The following is a 14,832-nucleotide window of genomic DNA, read 5'->3' as shown; positions in this document are numbered from 1 at the left end:
TCATGCTGGCTGACAAAGACCGCATCTTCAACAACATCTACGGGCTCTTCGACAAGTCACTGGCCGGCGCGATGGCGCGCGGCGCCTGGGACAACACGCCCGGCATCATCGCCAAGGGGCGAGAGTGGATCGTCAATGAGATGAAGGCGTCCGGCCTGCGCGGCCGTGGCGGCGCCGGCTTCCCGACCGGGCTGAAATGGTCGTTCATGCCCAAGCAGAGCGATGGAAGGCCGAGTTATCTCGTTGTCAACGCCGACGAGTCCGAGCCCGGCACGTGCAAGGACCGCGATATCCTGCGCAACGATCCGCACACCCTGGTCGAGGGCTCGTTCATCGCCGGCTTCGCCATGGGCGCGGTCGCCGCCTACATCTATGTGCGCGGCGAGTTCATCCGTGAGCGCGAGGCGCTGCAGCGCGCCATCGACGAGGCCTACGAGGCCAGGCTGATCGGCAAGAACAACACGTCCGGATACGATTTCGACATCTACATGCATCACGGCGCCGGCGCCTATATATGTGGCGAGGAAACAGCACTTCTCGAAAGCCTCGAAGGCAAGAAGGGCCAGCCCCGGCTGAAGCCGCCATTCCCAGCCAATGTCGGCTTGTACGGTTGTCCGACTACCGTGAACAATGTCGAGTCAATCGCGGTCGCGCCGACCATTTTGCGCCGTGGCGCCGCCTGGTTCTCGTCCTTTGGCCGGCCCAACAATGTCGGCACCAAGCTGTTTTGCATCTCGGGTCACGTCAACAATCCGTGCACCGTCGAAGAGGCGATGTCGATCCCGTTCCGCGAGCTGATCGAAACCCATTGCGGCGGCATTCGCGGCGGCTGGGACAATCTCCTGGCGGTCATTCCGGGCGGCGCTTCGGTGCCGCTGGTGCCGGCCGAGCAGATCATCGATGCGCCGATGGATTTCGATGCTTTGCGCGACCTGAAATCCGGCCTTGGCACGGCGGCTGTCATCGTCATGGACAAATCGACCGATATCGTGAAGGCGATCGCCAGGCTTTCCTATTTCTACAAGCATGAGAGCTGCGGCCAGTGCACGCCATGCCGCGAAGGCACCGGCTGGATGTGGCGGGTGATGGAGCGGCTGGTGCGCGGCGAGGCGCAGAAGCGCGAGATCGACATGCTGCTCGACGTCACCAAACAGGTGGAGGGTCATACGATCTGCGCGCTGGGCGATGCCGCGGCATGGCCGATCCAGGGCCTGATGCGGCATTTCCGCGGCGAGGTGGAGCGGCGCATCGACGAGTTTTCGCGCAACGCGCACCGGGCCGAACCGGTGATGGTGGCTGCTGAGTAGATTGAAATCGGGCGCAAGCCCCGGACGGAAATATAGGGGCGGGGCTGACGAAGAAACGACCAGGAGATGTCTATGGCGCCCTATTCGAACCCTTTGATGCCCAATTTGGACCAGCTTGAGAAGATGAACCAGGATTTGACAAGGATGATGCCGAAGGAGATGGCCAGCGCCGTCAACCTTCTCGCGCATCCTGTCGCGGGTGCCGCCGCCATGTCGGCGCTGGGCTTCGGCCTTGCCAACCATGCCTTTGGCGTGTGGCTAGGCGCCTTGTCGGGTGCTGCCGAGGCATCGCAGCGGATTTTCCAGCCGATCATCGACGATTTCGAGCAGCGCACCCAAGAGTTCTCCGAGACCGCGCCGGCCACCAAGGCGCGCGCGGCGACCAGAACCCTGATCGCCGAGGCGCAGAGTTTTGCCCAGGATGTGACCGATATTGCCGCTCGCACCGTCGATGCCGAGCCGGAGAAGACCGATGCCGTCGCCGAAGGCGCGACGATCGGATTGATGCCGGAGGATTTCAGACAGCCCAAGGCCGTGGCTCGTCCGGCCAAGCCGTCGGATCTCAAGGCGATCACCGGCGTTGGACCGAAGCTGGAAAAAGTGCTGAACGGCCTCGGCATCTGGACCTTTGCCCAGATCGCGGCGTGGACGCCGGAAGAGATCGCCTGGGTCGAGGACTACCTGTCGCTCACCGGCCGAATCGGCCGCGACGAGTGGACCCGCCAGGCCGCGGCGCTGACGCTGGCCGCCAAGGCGAAGAAGTAGGGGTGGCAGGCATGGAGATCCACGACAGGAGCGATGTTCTCGATGTGCGCAATGCCATCGTCAGCAACTCCAGATTTGACGATGTGAACTTGTCGAACACGCAGTTTCACAACGTCGACCTGTCGGCGGCCGTTGTGGACGACGCGAACCTCTCGGACGCGTTTTTCAGCAATGTGAATATGAGCAATTTGAAGATAGAAAACGCTGAAGTCGCCGGCATGATGATCAATGGCATCAGGCTGAGCGATCTGTTTCAGGCATATGAGACGGCGCAGACCGCCGGGGGCAATTGATGGCAAAGCTCAAGGTCGACGGGAAAGAGATCACTGTACCCGACCACTACACGCTGCTGCAGGCGGCCGAGGACGCCGGCGCGGAAGTGCCGCGCTTCTGCTTCCATGAGCGGCTGTCGATCGCCGGCAATTGCCGCATGTGCCTGATCGAGGTGAAGGGCGGGCCGCCCAAACCGCAGGCCTCCTGCGCCATGAATGTGCGCGACCTGCGTCCGGGTCCGAATGGCGAGGCGCCTGAAATCTTCACCAACACGCCGATGGTCAAGAAGGCCCGCGAAGGCGTGATGGAATTCCTTTTGATCAACCATCCGCTGGATTGCCCGATCTGCGACCAGGGCGGCGAATGCGACCTGCAGGACCAGGCGATGGCCTTCGGCGTCGATTCCTCGCGCTATCACGAGAACAAGCGCGCGGTCGAAGACAAGTATATCGGCCCATTGGTCAAGACGGTTATGAACCGCTGCATCCACTGCACGCGCTGCGTTCGCTTCACCACGGAAGTTGCGGGCATTTCCGAGCTTGGCCTGATCGGCCGCGGCGAGGATGCCGAGATCACCACCTATCTCGAAAGCGCCATGACCTCGGAGCTGCAGGGCAATGTCATCGACCTCTGCCCGGTCGGCGCGCTGACCTCCAAGCCTTTCGCCTTCCAGGCACGGCCGTGGGAGCTGACCAAGACAGAATCCATCGACGTCATGGACGCCGTCGGCTCGGCAATCCGCGTCGACAGCCGTGGCCGCGAGGTGATGCGCATCCTGCCGCGCGTCAATGAAGCGGTGAACGAGGAGTGGATTTCCGACAAGACCCGCTTCATATGGGACGGATTGCGCACGCAGCGCCTCGACCGCCCCTATGTCCGCAAGGACGGAAAGTTGGCGCCGGCCAGCTGGGCCGAAGCGTTCGTTGCGATCAGGGATGCGGTGTCGAATGCTGCGCCCGAGAAAATCGGCGCGATTGCGGGCGATCTTGCCGCCGTCGAGGAAATCTACGCGCTGAAGCAGCTTATGGCTGCGTTGGGCTCGAAGAACACCGATTGCCGCCAGGACGGCGCCGCACTCGATCCCGCGCTCGGCCGCGCCAGCTACATCTTCAACCCCACCATCGAGGGCATCGAGCAGGCCGACGCGGTGCTGATCATCGGCGCCAATCCGCGCTTCGAGGCCTCGGTGCTCAATGCCCGCATCCGCAAGCGCTGGCGGATCGGCAATCTGCCGGTCGGCGTCATCGGCGAGGTCGGCGACACGCGTTACGACTACGAACAGCTCGGCGCCGGCCCGGAGTCGCTGAAAGACCTGGCCGACGGCAATGGGAAGTTCTTCCAGGTGCTGAAGAAGGCGACGCATCCGCTGATCATCGTCGGCCAGGGCGCGCTGTCGCGTGCCGACGGCGCGGCGGTGCTCGGCCAGGCGGCGAAACTCGCCACCGCCGTCAACGCTGCCCGCGCCGACTGGAACGGCTTTGCCGTGCTGCACACTGCGGCCGCGCGCGTCGGCGGTCTCGATGTCGGCTTCGTGCCTGGCAAGGGCGGCAAGAACGTTGCCGGCATGCTGGGGGAGAGCGAGGTTCTGTTCCTGCTCGGCGCCGACGAGGTCGACATGTCCAAGACCGGCGGCGCCTTCGTCGTCTATGTCGGCACGCATGGCGACGCCGGTGCGCACCGCGCCAATGTCATCCTGCCGGGAGCCGCCTACACCGAAAAGTCCGGCACCTATGTCAACACCGAGGGACGCGTGCAGCAGACCAACCGCGCGGGCTTCGCGCCGGGCGACGCGCGCGAAGACTGGGCGATCCTGAGGGCATTGTCCGATGTGCTGGGCAAGAAACTACCCTTCGATTCGCTGCAGCAGTTGCGCGCCAAACTCTATGGCGAATACCCGCATCTCGCCCGCATCGATCATGTCGAAGCCGGCAATGCCGATGACGTCGCCAAGGTGGCGAAGCTCGGCGGGCGGCTGAACAAGGGCACTTTCACCTCGCCGGTCACGGATTTCTATCTGACCAACCCGATTGCGCGGGCCTCCGCCGTCATGGCGGAATGCTCGGCGCTGGCGAAAAACGGCTTCAGGCAGGCGGCAGAGTAGACATGGACACCTTCTTCTCCTTCTACGTGCTGCCGACGCTGATCATCCTTTTAAAGTCGGTCGTGCTGATCGTCGTTTTGCTGATCGGGGTCGCCTATCTGCTTTACGCCGACCGCAAGATCTGGGCGGCGGTGCAATTGCGCCGCGGCCCGAACGTCGTCGGCCCGTGGGGCACGCTGCAGGCTTTCGCCGATCTGCTGAAATTCGTCTTCAAGGAACCGGTCATTCCGTCCGGCGCCAACAAGGGCGTGTTCCTGCTGGCGCCGCTGGTGTCGGCCGTGCTGGCAATCTCAGCCTGGGCGGTCATTCCCGTCAATGCGGGCTGGGGGATCGCCAACGTCAATGTCGGCATCCTCTACGTCTTCGCCATCTCCTCGCTCGAGGTCTATGGCGTGATCATGGGCGGCTGGGCGTCCAACTCGAAATACCCGTTCCTCGGCGCGCTGCGCTCGGCGGCGCAGATGGTCTCCTACGAAGTCTCGATCGGCTTCGTCATCGTCACCGTGCTGCTCTGCGTCGGCTCGCTCAACCTGTCGGACATCGTGCTGTCGCAGCAGGACGGTCTGGGCACCAAGCTTGGCCTGCCCAACAGCTTCCTCGACTGGCACTGGCTGGCGCTGTTCCCGATGTTCGTCATTTTCTTCATCTCGGCGCTGGCCGAGACCAACCGCCCGCCCTTCGACCTGGTGGAAGCCGAGTCGGAACTCGTCGCCGGCCACATGGTCGAATACTCCTCGACGCCGTTCCTGTTGTTCTTCCTCGGCGAATATGTCGCCGTGGTGATGATGTGCGCGCTGGCCACCATCCTGTTCCTCGGCGGCTGGCTGCCGCCCTTCGACTTCGCCCCCTTCACCTGGGTGCCCGGCGTGATCTGGTTCGTGCTCAAGATCTGCCTGATGTTCTTCATGTTCTCCATGGTGAAGGCCTTCGTGCCGCGCTACCGCTACGACCAGCTGATGCGCCTCGGCTGGAAAGTATTTTTGCCGATCTCGCTGTTCATGGTCGTTGCCACCGCGGCCTTCCTCAAGATCACGGGGATGGCGTGATGGGCGATTTCACCCTTGGTTTTGTGGGAGCAGTTGCCGGCGTAGTCGTGGCGTTGTTCGGCAATCTGGTCGTGCTTCCTTACGTCTTGCGGCAACAGGAACAAAGGTTGGCAGCAAACTATCGAGCCCCGGTGTTTAGCTGGGACAAGCAGAAATTGGCTGCTCTGACGACACTTGCTTACCGTTTCCTGATGCGTGTTTTGTTTGGGTTTGTCGGCGCCATCGCTGCAATACAGATTTTTGGGGGTGCCGAATGAGTGCGCTTGCTCAAGCCGCAAAATCGCTGCTGCTGCAGGATTTCGTCAGCGCCTTCTTCCTGTCGATGCGCCAGTTCTTCGCGCCGAAGGAAACGATCAACTATCCGCACGAGAAAGGGCCGACCAGCCCGCGCTTCCGTGGCGAGCACGCGCTGCGCCGCTATCCCAATGGCGAGGAACGCTGCATCGCCTGCAAATTGTGCGAAGCGATCTGTCCGGCGCAGGCGATCACCATCGAGGCCGGCCCGCGCCGCAATGACGGCACGCGCCGCACCGTGCGCTACGACATCGACATGGTGAAGTGCATCTATTGCGGCTTCTGCCAGGAAGCCTGCCCGGTCGACGCCATCGTCGAGGGGCCGAATTTCGAGTTCGCGACGGAGACGCGCGAAGAGCTTTACTACGACAAGGACAGGCTGCTGGCGAATGGCGACCGCTGGGAGCGCGAACTGGCGCGCAACATCTCGCTGGACTCGCCCTACCGCTGACATTTGACGCATGGACGGGGCGAGGGGCCTCGTCTAAGGACAACGCAACTTGCCGGCCGGAGGCGGTCGCAGAAATCAAACAGGACGGATGTCCTGTTTGGACAGGAACCCGGGGGATCCCCAATGCTGAGTGGACTAGAGGCGGCCTTTTTCTACCTCTTCGCCTTTGTCGCGGTGGCGTCGGCCTTCATGGTCATTTCGTCGCGCAACCCCGTGCATTCCGTGCTGTTCCTGATCCTGACCTTCTTTAACGCCGCCGGCCTGTTCATGCTGACCGGCGCCGAGTTCCTGGCGATGATCCTGCTCGTCGTCTATGTCGGCGCGGTCATGGTGCTGTTCCTGTTCGTCGTCATGATGCTCGATGTCGACTTCGCCGAGATGAAGGAAGGCGCCCTGCAATATGCGCCGATCGGCGCGCTGGTCGGGCTGATCCTGGCGGCCGAGCTGATCGTGGTGCTCGGCGGCTACACCTTCGCGCCGCAACTGGCCTCGACGGTCTCCAAACCCATCCCGGATCTTGCCGCGCGGACAAACACCGCAGCACTCGGCGACATCCTCTATACGGACTACCTCTACTACTTCCAGATTTCGGGCCTCATCCTGCTGGTCGCCATGATCGGCGCCATCGTCCTGACGCTGCGCCACAAGGAAGGGGTCAAGCGGCAGTCGATCGCCGCCCAGGTCGGCCGCACGCCGGCGACAGGCATGGAAATCCGCAAGGTCAAGTCGGGCGAGGGGCTCTGAGATGGTCGTCGGCATCGCACATTACCTGACCGTATCGGCGATCCTGTTCACGCTCGGCGTGTTCGGCATCTTCCTGAACCGCAGGAACATCATCGTCATCCTGATGTCGATCGAGCTGATCCTTTTGGCGGTCAACATCAATTTCGTCGCCTTCTCGGCGGCATTGGGCGATCTCGTCGGCCAGGTGTTTGCCCTGTTCGTGCTGACGGTCGCGGCCGCCGAAGCGGCCATCGGTCTTGCCATTCTCGTCGTCTTCTTCCGCAACCGCGGCTCGATCGCGGTCGAAGACGTGAACCAGATGAAGGGTTGACGGGGCTAACATGTATCAAGCGATCGTCTTCCTTCCGCTGCTCGGCTTCCTGATTGTCGGCCTGTTCGGCAATGCGCTCGGCGCCAAGGCATCGGAATATATCACCTCGGGCTTCCTGGTGATCTCGGCCGTGCTGTCCTGGGTCGCCTTCTTCTCCGTCGGCTTCGGCGAAGGCGAGGTGTTCACCGTGCCGGTACTGCGCTGGATCCAATCCGGCGGCTTGGACGCGTCCTGGGCGCTCAGGATCGATACGCTGACGGTGGTCATGCTGGTGGTGGTCAACACGGTGTCGGCGCTGGTCCACATCTATTCGATCGGCTACATGCACCACGATCCGAACCGGCCGCGCTTCTTCGCCTATCTGTCGCTGTTCACCTTCGCCATGCTGATGCTGGTGACGGCGGACAACCTGGTGCAGATGTTCTTCGGCTGGGAAGGGGTGGGTCTCGCGTCCTATTTGCTGATCGGCTTCTGGTACAAGAAGCCGTCGGCCAATGCCGCTGCCATCAAGGCCTTCGTCGTCAACCGCGTCGGCGATTTCGGCTTCGCGCTCGGCATTTTCGGCGTCTTCGTTTTGTTCGGCTCGGTCAATCTCGGCACCATCTTCGCCAATGCCGCGACGTTCATTCCGGCTGAAGGCGCGCCGCAAGGGGCCGCCGTGCTGACCTTCCTCGGCTATGCGCTGGACAAGCAGGCGGCCATGACCATCGTCTGCCTGCTGCTGTTCATGGGCGCCATGGGCAAGTCGGCGCAGGTGCCGCTGCACACCTGGCTGCCGGACGCGATGGAAGGCCCGACGCCGGTTTCCGCGCTGATCCATGCCGCCACCATGGTGACGGCCGGCGTGTTCATGCTGGCGCGGCTGTCGCCGCTCTTCGAACTGTCGCATTCGGCGCTCACGGTGGTGACCTTCATCGGCGCCTTCACCGCCTTCTTCGCGGCGACCGTCGGCCTGGTCCAGAACGACATCAAGCGCGTCATCGCCTATTCGACCTGCTCGCAGCTCGGCTACATGTTCGTGGCGCTCGGCGTCGGCGCCTATGGCGCGGCGATCTTCCATTTGTTCACGCATGCCTTCTTCAAGGCGCTGCTGTTCCTGGGCTCCGGCTCGGTCATCCATGCCGTCTCCGACGAGCAGGACATGCGCAAGATGGGTGGCCTGCGGAAGCTCATTCCGAAGACCTACTGGATGATGGTGATCGGCACGCTGGCGCTGACCGGCGTCGGCATTCCGGTGACCGTCATCGGCACCGCCGGCTTCTTCTCCAAGGATGCCATCATCGAGGCTGCCTTTGCCGGCCACAATTCGGTCGCCGGCCTCGCTTTTGTCCTGCTGGTCATCGCCGCCTGCTTCACGTCCTTCTACTCCTGGCGGCTGATCTTCATGACCTTCCACGGCGAGCCGCGGGCGAGCCACGACGTCATGCACCATGTCCATGAATCGCCGCCGGTGATGCTGGTGCCGCTGTTCATCCTGGCCGCGGGCGCGCTGTTTGCCGGCGTTATCTTCCATGGTGCCTTCATCGGCGAAGGCTATACCGAATTCTGGAAGGCCTCGCTGTTCACGCTGCCGGACAACCACATCCTGCACGATATCCACGAATTGCCGCTGTGGGTCGAGCTGGCACCGTTCGTCGCCATGATCATCGGCTTTGCCGTCGCCTGGAAGTTCTACATCCGCTCGCCGGAACTGCCCCGGAGCGTCGCCGCCAACCATCGGCTGCTCTATGCCTTCCTGCTCAACAAATGGTACTTCGACGAGCTCTACGACGTCCTGTTCGTGCGGCCGGCAAAGGCGCTGGGCAGGTTCTTGTGGAAGACCGGCGACGGCACCATCATCGACGGGCTCGGCCCTGACGGCATTTCGGCGCGTGTCGTCGATGTCACCGACCGCGTCGTCAAGCTGCAGACCGGCTATCTCTATCACTATGCCTTCGCCATGCTGATCGGCGTGGCCGCACTCGTCACCTGGATGATGCTCTGATGACCGCCTGGCCAATCCTCTCGCTGGTCACCTTCCTGCCGCTCGTAGGTGTGCTGATGATCCTGTTCATCAGGGATGACAGCCCGAATGCGCGTCGCAACATCCGCGCCATCGCGTTCACGACGACAGCGGCCACCTTCATCATCTCGCTGTTCATCTGGACCGGCTTCGACAATTCGCAAGCCGGCTTCCAGTTCGTCGAGAAGTTTGCCTGGCTGGATTCCGGCATCTCCTACCATATGGGCGTCGACGGCATTTCGATGCTGTTCGTCATCCTGACGACGTTCCTGATGCCGCTCTGCATCCTGGCGTCGTGGGAAGCGATCGACAAGCGGGTCAAGGCCTACATGATCGCCTTCCTGCTCTTGGAAACGCTGATGATCGGCGTGTTCTGCGCGCTCGACATCGTGCTGTTCTACGTCTTCTTCGAGGCCGGCCTGATCCCGATGTTCATCATCATCGGCGTCTGGGGCGGCAAGCGCCGCGTCTATGCCTCGTTCAAGTTCTTCCTCTACACGCTGGCCGGCTCGGTGCTGATGCTGCTCGCCATCATGGCGATGTTCTTCCAGGCGGGCACCACCGACATCCCGACGCTGCTGACCCACAACTTCCCGGCCCACATGCAGACATGGCTATTTCTGGCCTTCTTCGCCTCCTTCGCGGTGAAGATGCCGATGTGGCCGGTGCACACCTGGCTGCCCGACGCCCACGTCGAAGCGCCGACGGCGGGCTCGGTGATCCTGGCCGGCATCCTGTTGAAAATGGGCGGGTACGGCTTCCTGCGCTTTTCCCTGCCGATGTTCCCGCTGGCCTCGGAAATGTTCGCGCCGCTGGTGTTTACGCTGTCGGTCGTCGCCATCATCTACACCTCGCTGGTGGCGCTGATGCAGGAGGACATGAAGAAGCTGATCGCCTATTCCTCCGTCGCCCATATGGGCTTCGTCACCATGGGCATCTTCGCCATGAACCAGGAAGGCGTGCAGGGCGCGATCTTCCAGATGCTGAGCCACGGCCTCGTCTCGGGCGCGCTGTTCCTGTGCGTCGGCGTCATTTACGACCGCATGCACACGCGCGAGATCGACGCTTATGGCGGCTTGGTCAACAACATGCCGAAATACGCAACCGTGTTCCTGATCTTCACCATGGCCAATGTCGGCTTGCCCGGCACGTCAGGCTTCGTCGGCGAGTTCCTGACCATGCTCGGCGTGTTCCGGGTCAACACCTGGGTGGCTTTCTTCGCCGCCACCGGCGTCATCCTGTCGGCCGCCTACGCACTCTGGCTCTACCGCCGGGTGATCTTCGGCGCGCTGACCAAGGAAAGCCTGAAGGGCCTGCTCGATCTGTCGACGCGCGAGAAGGCGATCATCTACCCGCTGGTCGTGCTGGTCATCTTCTTCGGCGTCTATCCCGCTCCCGTCTTCGATGCCACGGCCCAGTCGGTCAAGGCGCTCGTCACCAATGTCACCGCATCCATCGGCGCCGCGCAGACCGCGGCGGCGAACTGACCAGAGGTTTTGCGAACCATGACGCCGGACCTTTATTCCAGCCTTTCGCTCTCGACGCCGGAGCTGATCCTCGCCATCGGCGCGCTGGCGCTGTTGATGGTCGGCGCCTATTCGCGCGCCAACAAGGCCATTCTGGTGACCGGCCTTGCCGTCGCCGTGCTGGTGATCGCAGGCCTATGGCTGATCTTTCCCACGGGGCAGGGCGCAGCCTACGGCAACGCCTTCATCCAGGATCCGTTCTCCCGCTTCATGAAGGTGCTGTCGCTGATCGGTTCGGCGGTGACGCTGGTGATGTCGATGCGCTTCGCCAGGCAGGAGCATTTCGACAAGTTCGAATACCCGGTGCTGATCCTGCTCTGCACGCTCGGCATGATGCTGATGATCTCGGCCAACGGCATGATCGGGCTCTATCTCGGCCTCGAGCTGCAGTCGCTGGCGATTTACGTGCTGGCGGCGATCAATCGCGACAATCTGCGTTCGACCGAGGCCGGTTTGAAGTATTTTGTGCTTGGCGCGCTGTCGTCGGGCATGCTGCTTTACGGCATCAGCCTCATTTACGGCTACACCGGCAATGTCGGCTTCCAGGAAATCGCCTCGGCGCTCGGCAGGGGCGAGCGCCAGTTGGGTCTCGTCGTCGGCCTGGTCTTCGTTTTGGCCGGCCTTGCCTTCAAGATTTCGGCGGTGCCGTTCCACATGTGGACGCCTGATGTCTACGAGGGCGCGCCGACGCCGGTCACCGCCTTCCTGGCGGCTGCCCCCAAAATGGCGGCAATGGCGCTGATCGTGCGCGTCACCATGGGCGCCTTCAAGCCGATCGCTTCCGACTGGCAGCAGATCATCGTCTTCATCTCGATCGCCTCGATGGCGCTCGGCTCCTTTGCCGCAATCGGCCAGACCAACATCAAGCGGCTGATGGCCTACTCCTCGATCGGCCATATGGGCTACGCACTGGTCGGCCTTGCCGCCAACAGCCAGGCCGGCGTGCGCGGCGTCGCCATCTACATGCTGATCTATCTCGTCATGACGCTCGGCACCTTCGCCTTCATCCTCGCCATGCGGCGCAAGGAAGGCAATGTCGAGCAGATCAGCGATCTCGCCGGTCTGTCGTCGACCAATCCGATCATGGCGACGATCCTGACCATCTTGATGTTCTCGCTGGCCGGCATCCCGCCGCTCGCCGGCTTCTGGGGGAAATGGTACGTGTTCCTCGCCGCCATCAACGCCAACCTCTATGCGCTGGCGATCATCGGCGTGCTGGCCTCCGTCGTGGGCGCTTTCTACTATCTGCGTATCATCAAGATCATGTGGTTCGACGAACCGGCCGGTGGCTTCGTGCCGATGGCGGTTGAGCTGCGCCTCGTGCTTGGTGTCTCCGGCGCTTTCGTGCTGTTCTATGTGCTGATCGGCGGTCCGATCGCGACCTACGCCGAAGCCGCCGCCAAGACATTTTTCTGACCGGATGGCATTTCGGCTGGCTCCAACCTCTGAGACGGAAGGGTTCCGGCTCGAGGCGCATGACAGCGTGGGTTCCACCAACACGCTGGCGCTGGACCATGCAAGGGCAGGCGATCCCGGCAAATTGTGGGTCGTTTCCAAGAAGCAGGAAAGCGGCCGTGGCCGCCGCGGCAGGGCCTGGGTATCGCCCGAGGGCAATCTGGCGGCGACATTGCTGGTCATCACCGGCGGTGAGTTGCGTCTGGCGGCGACGCTGGGCTTCGTCGCCGGCCTGTCGCTGGCCGATGCGCTTGACGCCGTGGTGCCGAAGGGCAGGATCGCCATCGGCCTCGACGGCGCCAGCCAAGGGCAGAACCGCTTCGAGCTGAAATGGCCGAACGATGTGCTTGCCTCCGGCGCCAAATTGGCCGGCATCCTGCTGGAATCGGCCATTCTCGATGGCGGCCGTTTCGCGGTGGCGGTGGGCATCGGCGTCAATGTGGTGGCGCATCCGCCGGATTTGCCGTATCCGGCGACATCGCTTCAGGCGCTGGGCGCGACATGCGACGCCGAAACGCTGTTTTTGGCGCTGTCCGATGCCTGGACCGACAATGCCCGGCTGTGGGATGACGGACGCGGGCTCGACGCCATCCGGCGTCGCTGGCTGGCGCGCGCGGCGGGGCTTGGCGGCGAGGTTGCTGTCAGGATTGACGGGAATGTGGTGCGCGGTACCTTCGAGACCATTGACGCGGACTGCCGTTTCGTGATCCGCGATGATGAGGGGTCGGTCGTGACGGTAGCCGCCGGCGACGTGCATTTCGGCGCCGTCGCGTCGGCAAAGATTTAGGGCTGGCCGCAAGGGCCGGGAAGGGAAAATTGATGGCGAAAGCGCAAAACGCCGAACTCGTCTTCGTGCCGCTCGGCGGCGTCGGCGAGATCGGCATGAACTTCGCCCTTTACGGCTATGGGCCGCCTAGCGCGCGCGAGTGGATCGTCGTCGATGTCGGCGTGACCTTTCCCGACGCGGCGCATCCGGGCGTCGACCTGATCCTGCCCGATACGCGCTTCATCGAGGAGAACCTCGCCGGCCTGCGCGGCATCATCATCACCCACGCGCACGAAGACCATTACGGGGCGCTGCTCGACATCTGGCCGAAGCTGAAGGCGCCGGTGTGGATGACACCGTTCAGCGCCGGCCTGCTGGACGCCAAGCGCCAGGGCGAGCAGGGCGCGCCGAAGAAAATTCCGGTGACGATCTACCGGGCAGGCGAAACATTCACCGTCGGCCCGTTCTCGATCGAGGCCATTCCGGTGGCGCACTCGATCCCCGAGCCGATGTCATTGGCGATTACGTCCCCGGCCGGCACCGTCATCCATACCGGCGACTGGAAGATCGATCCGGAACCGACGATCGGTCCGAAAACCGACGAGGCGCGGTTTCGCGCCTATGGCGACAAGGGTGTGCTGGCGCTGGTCTGCGATTCGACCAATGCGCTGCGCGAAGGCGAATCGCCGTCGGAAGTGGCGGTGGGCGAAGGCCTCAGGGGCGTCATCCAGAGCGCCGTCGGCCGTGTCGCCGTCACCACCTTCTCCTCCAATGTCGGACGCATCGTTTCGATCGCCAAGGCGGCGCGCGATGCCGGCCGCCAGTGCCTGGTGCTCGGCCGCTCGCTGAGGCGGGTCATCGATGTCGCCGGCGAGCTCGGCTACATGGACGGGCTGCCGGAGTTCATCGCCGAAGAGGATTTCGGCTTCATCCCGCGCGAGAACCTGGTCATCATCTGCACCGGCAGCCAGGGCGAGGCGCTGGCAGCGCTGGCAAAACTGTCGCGCGACGAGATGAAATCGGTGTCGCTGACGGCCGGCGACACGGTGGTGTTTTCCTCACGCACCATTCCCGGCAACGAGAAGGCGATCCTCGAGATCAAGAACCGCCTCATCGACCTCGGCATCAAGATCATCGAGGATGGCGACGCGCTTGTGCATGTCTCCGGCCATCCCCGCCGCAGCGAATTGCGCAGGATGTATGAGTGGGTGCGGCCGCAGATCGGCGTTCCCGTGCATGGCGAAGCCGCGCATCTGGTGGCGCAGGGGTCGCTGATGTCGACCTCCGGCATCGGCCAGGTGGCGCAGGTGCGCGACGGCGACATGCTGCGGCTGGCGCCGGGTCCGGCCACGATCATCGACCAGGTGCCGTTCGGCCGCATCTACAAGGACGGCAGGCTGATCGGCACCGACCAGGCGATGGGCATACGCGACCGGCGCAAGCTATCCTTCGCCGGCCATGTCGCGGTCAATGTCGTGCTCGACGACAAATATGAGCTCGCCGGCGATCCCGATCTGGTCGCCATCGGCGTCGCCGAGGCCGATGCCCGTGGCGAAAACATGGAAGATCTGATGCTCGACGCGGCCGTCGGCGCGGTCGACTCGATCCCTCGCCAGCGCCGCAAGGACCTCGATCTGGTGCAGGAAGCGGTGCGCCGCGCCGTGCGCGGCGCCGCCAACGAGGCCTGGGGCAAGAAGCCGCTGGTGACGGTGTTTGTGACGAGGTAGTGGATGGTGAATAGTGAATAGTGAATAGTGAATAGTGAATAGTGAATAGTGAAGGGTCGACGTGC

General features: G+C 63.1%; 14 protein-coding genes. All 14 read left to right on the top strand.

The genetic code is table 11. The features are described 5' to 3' along the window. Positions 1–2: 2 nt before the first annotated feature. The 14 genes from nuoF (at position 3) to NLY44_RS11345 (ending at position 14,767) form a co-directional block, all read left to right on the top strand. Positions 3–1,307, top strand: a complete 1,305-nt coding sequence (gene nuoF, locus NLY44_RS11410; RefSeq protein ID WP_023670819.1) for an NADH-quinone oxidoreductase subunit NuoF — start codon at positions 3–5, stop codon at positions 1,305–1,307. A gap of 72 nt (positions 1,308–1,379) precedes the next feature. Next, complete coding sequence (locus NLY44_RS11405) at positions 1,380–2,072, top strand: helix-hairpin-helix domain-containing protein (RefSeq protein ID WP_023690305.1); 693 nt, start codon at positions 1,380–1,382, stop codon at positions 2,070–2,072. Between the two features lie 11 nt (positions 2,073–2,083). Continuing rightward, on the top strand, positions 2,084–2,365 hold the full coding sequence (locus NLY44_RS11400) for a pentapeptide repeat-containing protein (RefSeq protein ID WP_023690954.1): 282 nt from the start codon (positions 2,084–2,086) through the stop codon (positions 2,363–2,365). Beyond that, on the top strand, positions 2,365–4,446 hold the full coding sequence (gene nuoG / locus NLY44_RS11395; protein WP_023805495.1) for an NADH-quinone oxidoreductase subunit NuoG: 2,082 nt from the start codon (positions 2,365–2,367) through the stop codon (positions 4,444–4,446). The genes NLY44_RS11400 and nuoG overlap by 1 nt, the downstream gene beginning before the upstream one ends. A gap of 2 nt (positions 4,447–4,448) precedes the next feature. After that, complete coding sequence (nuoH, locus tag NLY44_RS11390; protein ID WP_023670815.1) at positions 4,449–5,492, top strand: NADH-quinone oxidoreductase subunit NuoH; 1,044 nt, start codon at positions 4,449–4,451, stop codon at positions 5,490–5,492. Beyond that, positions 5,492–5,749, top strand: coding sequence for a hypothetical protein (locus tag NLY44_RS11385; RefSeq protein WP_023805494.1), 258 nt, complete (start codon positions 5,492–5,494; stop codon positions 5,747–5,749). Before nuoH ends, NLY44_RS11385 begins: the two co-directional genes overlap by 1 nt. Next, positions 5,746–6,237 carry an NADH-quinone oxidoreductase subunit NuoI gene (gene nuoI / locus NLY44_RS11380; RefSeq protein WP_023805493.1) on the top strand — a complete coding sequence of 164 codons (492 nt, stop codon included), beginning with the start codon at positions 5,746–5,748 and terminating at the stop codon, positions 6,235–6,237. The genes NLY44_RS11385 and nuoI overlap by 4 nt, the downstream gene beginning before the upstream one ends. 123 nt (positions 6,238–6,360) lie before the next feature. After that, positions 6,361–6,981, top strand: a complete 621-nt coding sequence (locus NLY44_RS11375; RefSeq protein ID WP_023690957.1) for an NADH-quinone oxidoreductase subunit J — start codon at positions 6,361–6,363, stop codon at positions 6,979–6,981. Between the two features lies 1 nt (position 6,982). Further along, positions 6,983–7,291, top strand: a complete 309-nt coding sequence (gene nuoK / locus NLY44_RS11370) for an NADH-quinone oxidoreductase subunit NuoK (protein WP_023670810.1) — start codon at positions 6,983–6,985, stop codon at positions 7,289–7,291. 10 nt (positions 7,292–7,301) lie between these two features. Then, positions 7,302–9,275 (top strand): NADH-quinone oxidoreductase subunit L, encoded by a 1,974-nt coding sequence (gene nuoL / locus NLY44_RS11365; protein WP_023805492.1) that lies wholly within the window; start codon positions 7,302–7,304, stop codon positions 9,273–9,275. Continuing rightward, positions 9,275–10,780 carry an NADH-quinone oxidoreductase subunit M gene (locus NLY44_RS11360; protein WP_023690959.1) on the top strand — a complete coding sequence of 502 codons (1,506 nt, stop codon included), beginning with the start codon at positions 9,275–9,277 and terminating at the stop codon, positions 10,778–10,780. The genes nuoL and NLY44_RS11360 overlap by 1 nt, the downstream gene beginning before the upstream one ends. 18 nt (positions 10,781–10,798) lie before the next feature. Then, a complete protein-coding gene (gene nuoN / locus NLY44_RS11355; protein WP_023690960.1) occupies positions 10,799–12,235 on the top strand; it encodes an NADH-quinone oxidoreductase subunit NuoN in 1,437 nt (478 codons plus the stop codon). A 4-nt stretch (positions 12,236–12,239) separates the two neighbouring features. Then, positions 12,240–13,061, top strand: coding sequence for a biotin--[acetyl-CoA-carboxylase] ligase (locus tag NLY44_RS11350; RefSeq protein WP_023670806.1), 822 nt, complete (start codon positions 12,240–12,242; stop codon positions 13,059–13,061). A 32-nt stretch (positions 13,062–13,093) separates the two neighbouring features. Continuing rightward, positions 13,094–14,767 carry a ribonuclease J gene (locus NLY44_RS11345; protein WP_023670805.1) on the top strand — a complete coding sequence of 558 codons (1,674 nt, stop codon included), beginning with the start codon at positions 13,094–13,096 and terminating at the stop codon, positions 14,765–14,767. Positions 14,768–14,832: the final 65 nt, after the last annotated feature.

It is taken from the genome of Mesorhizobium sp. C089B (genome assembly GCF_030323125.1).
Taxonomy (GTDB): domain Bacteria; phylum Pseudomonadota; class Alphaproteobacteria; order Rhizobiales; family Rhizobiaceae; genus Mesorhizobium.
This window is presented reverse-complemented; position numbering and strand designations above follow the sequence as displayed.

Excerpts from the sequence above, each read along its gene's own strand:
- NLY44_RS11360 (WP_023690959.1), top strand. The coding sequence starts at position 9,275 with ATGACCGCCTGGCCAATCCTCTCGCTGGTCACCTTCCTGCCGCTCGTA.
- NLY44_RS11385 (WP_023805494.1), top strand. The coding sequence starts at position 5,492 with ATGGGCGATTTCACCCTTGGTTTTGTGGGAGCAGTTGCCGGCGTAGTC.
- NLY44_RS11375 (WP_023690957.1), top strand. The coding sequence starts at position 6,361 with ATGCTGAGTGGACTAGAGGCGGCCTTTTTCTACCTCTTCGCCTTTGTC.
- nuoF (WP_023670819.1), top strand. The coding sequence starts at position 3 with ATGCTGGCTGACAAAGACCGCATCTTCAACAACATCTACGGGCTCTTC.
- NLY44_RS11405 (WP_023690305.1), top strand. The coding sequence starts at position 1,380 with ATGGCGCCCTATTCGAACCCTTTGATGCCCAATTTGGACCAGCTTGAG.
- NLY44_RS11345 (WP_023670805.1), top strand. The coding sequence starts at position 13,094 with ATGGCGAAAGCGCAAAACGCCGAACTCGTCTTCGTGCCGCTCGGCGGC.
- nuoI (WP_023805493.1), top strand. The coding sequence starts at position 5,746 with ATGAGTGCGCTTGCTCAAGCCGCAAAATCGCTGCTGCTGCAGGATTTC.
- nuoK (WP_023670810.1), top strand. The coding sequence starts at position 6,983 with ATGGTCGTCGGCATCGCACATTACCTGACCGTATCGGCGATCCTGTTC.
- nuoH (WP_023670815.1), top strand. The coding sequence starts at position 4,449 with ATGGACACCTTCTTCTCCTTCTACGTGCTGCCGACGCTGATCATCCTT.
- NLY44_RS11400 (WP_023690954.1), top strand. The coding sequence starts at position 2,084 with ATGGAGATCCACGACAGGAGCGATGTTCTCGATGTGCGCAATGCCATC.
- NLY44_RS11350 (WP_023670806.1), top strand. The coding sequence starts at position 12,240 with ATGGCATTTCGGCTGGCTCCAACCTCTGAGACGGAAGGGTTCCGGCTC.
- nuoL (WP_023805492.1), top strand. The coding sequence starts at position 7,302 with ATGTATCAAGCGATCGTCTTCCTTCCGCTGCTCGGCTTCCTGATTGTC.
- nuoN (WP_023690960.1), top strand. The coding sequence starts at position 10,799 with ATGACGCCGGACCTTTATTCCAGCCTTTCGCTCTCGACGCCGGAGCTG.
- nuoG (WP_023805495.1), top strand. The coding sequence starts at position 2,365 with ATGGCAAAGCTCAAGGTCGACGGGAAAGAGATCACTGTACCCGACCAC.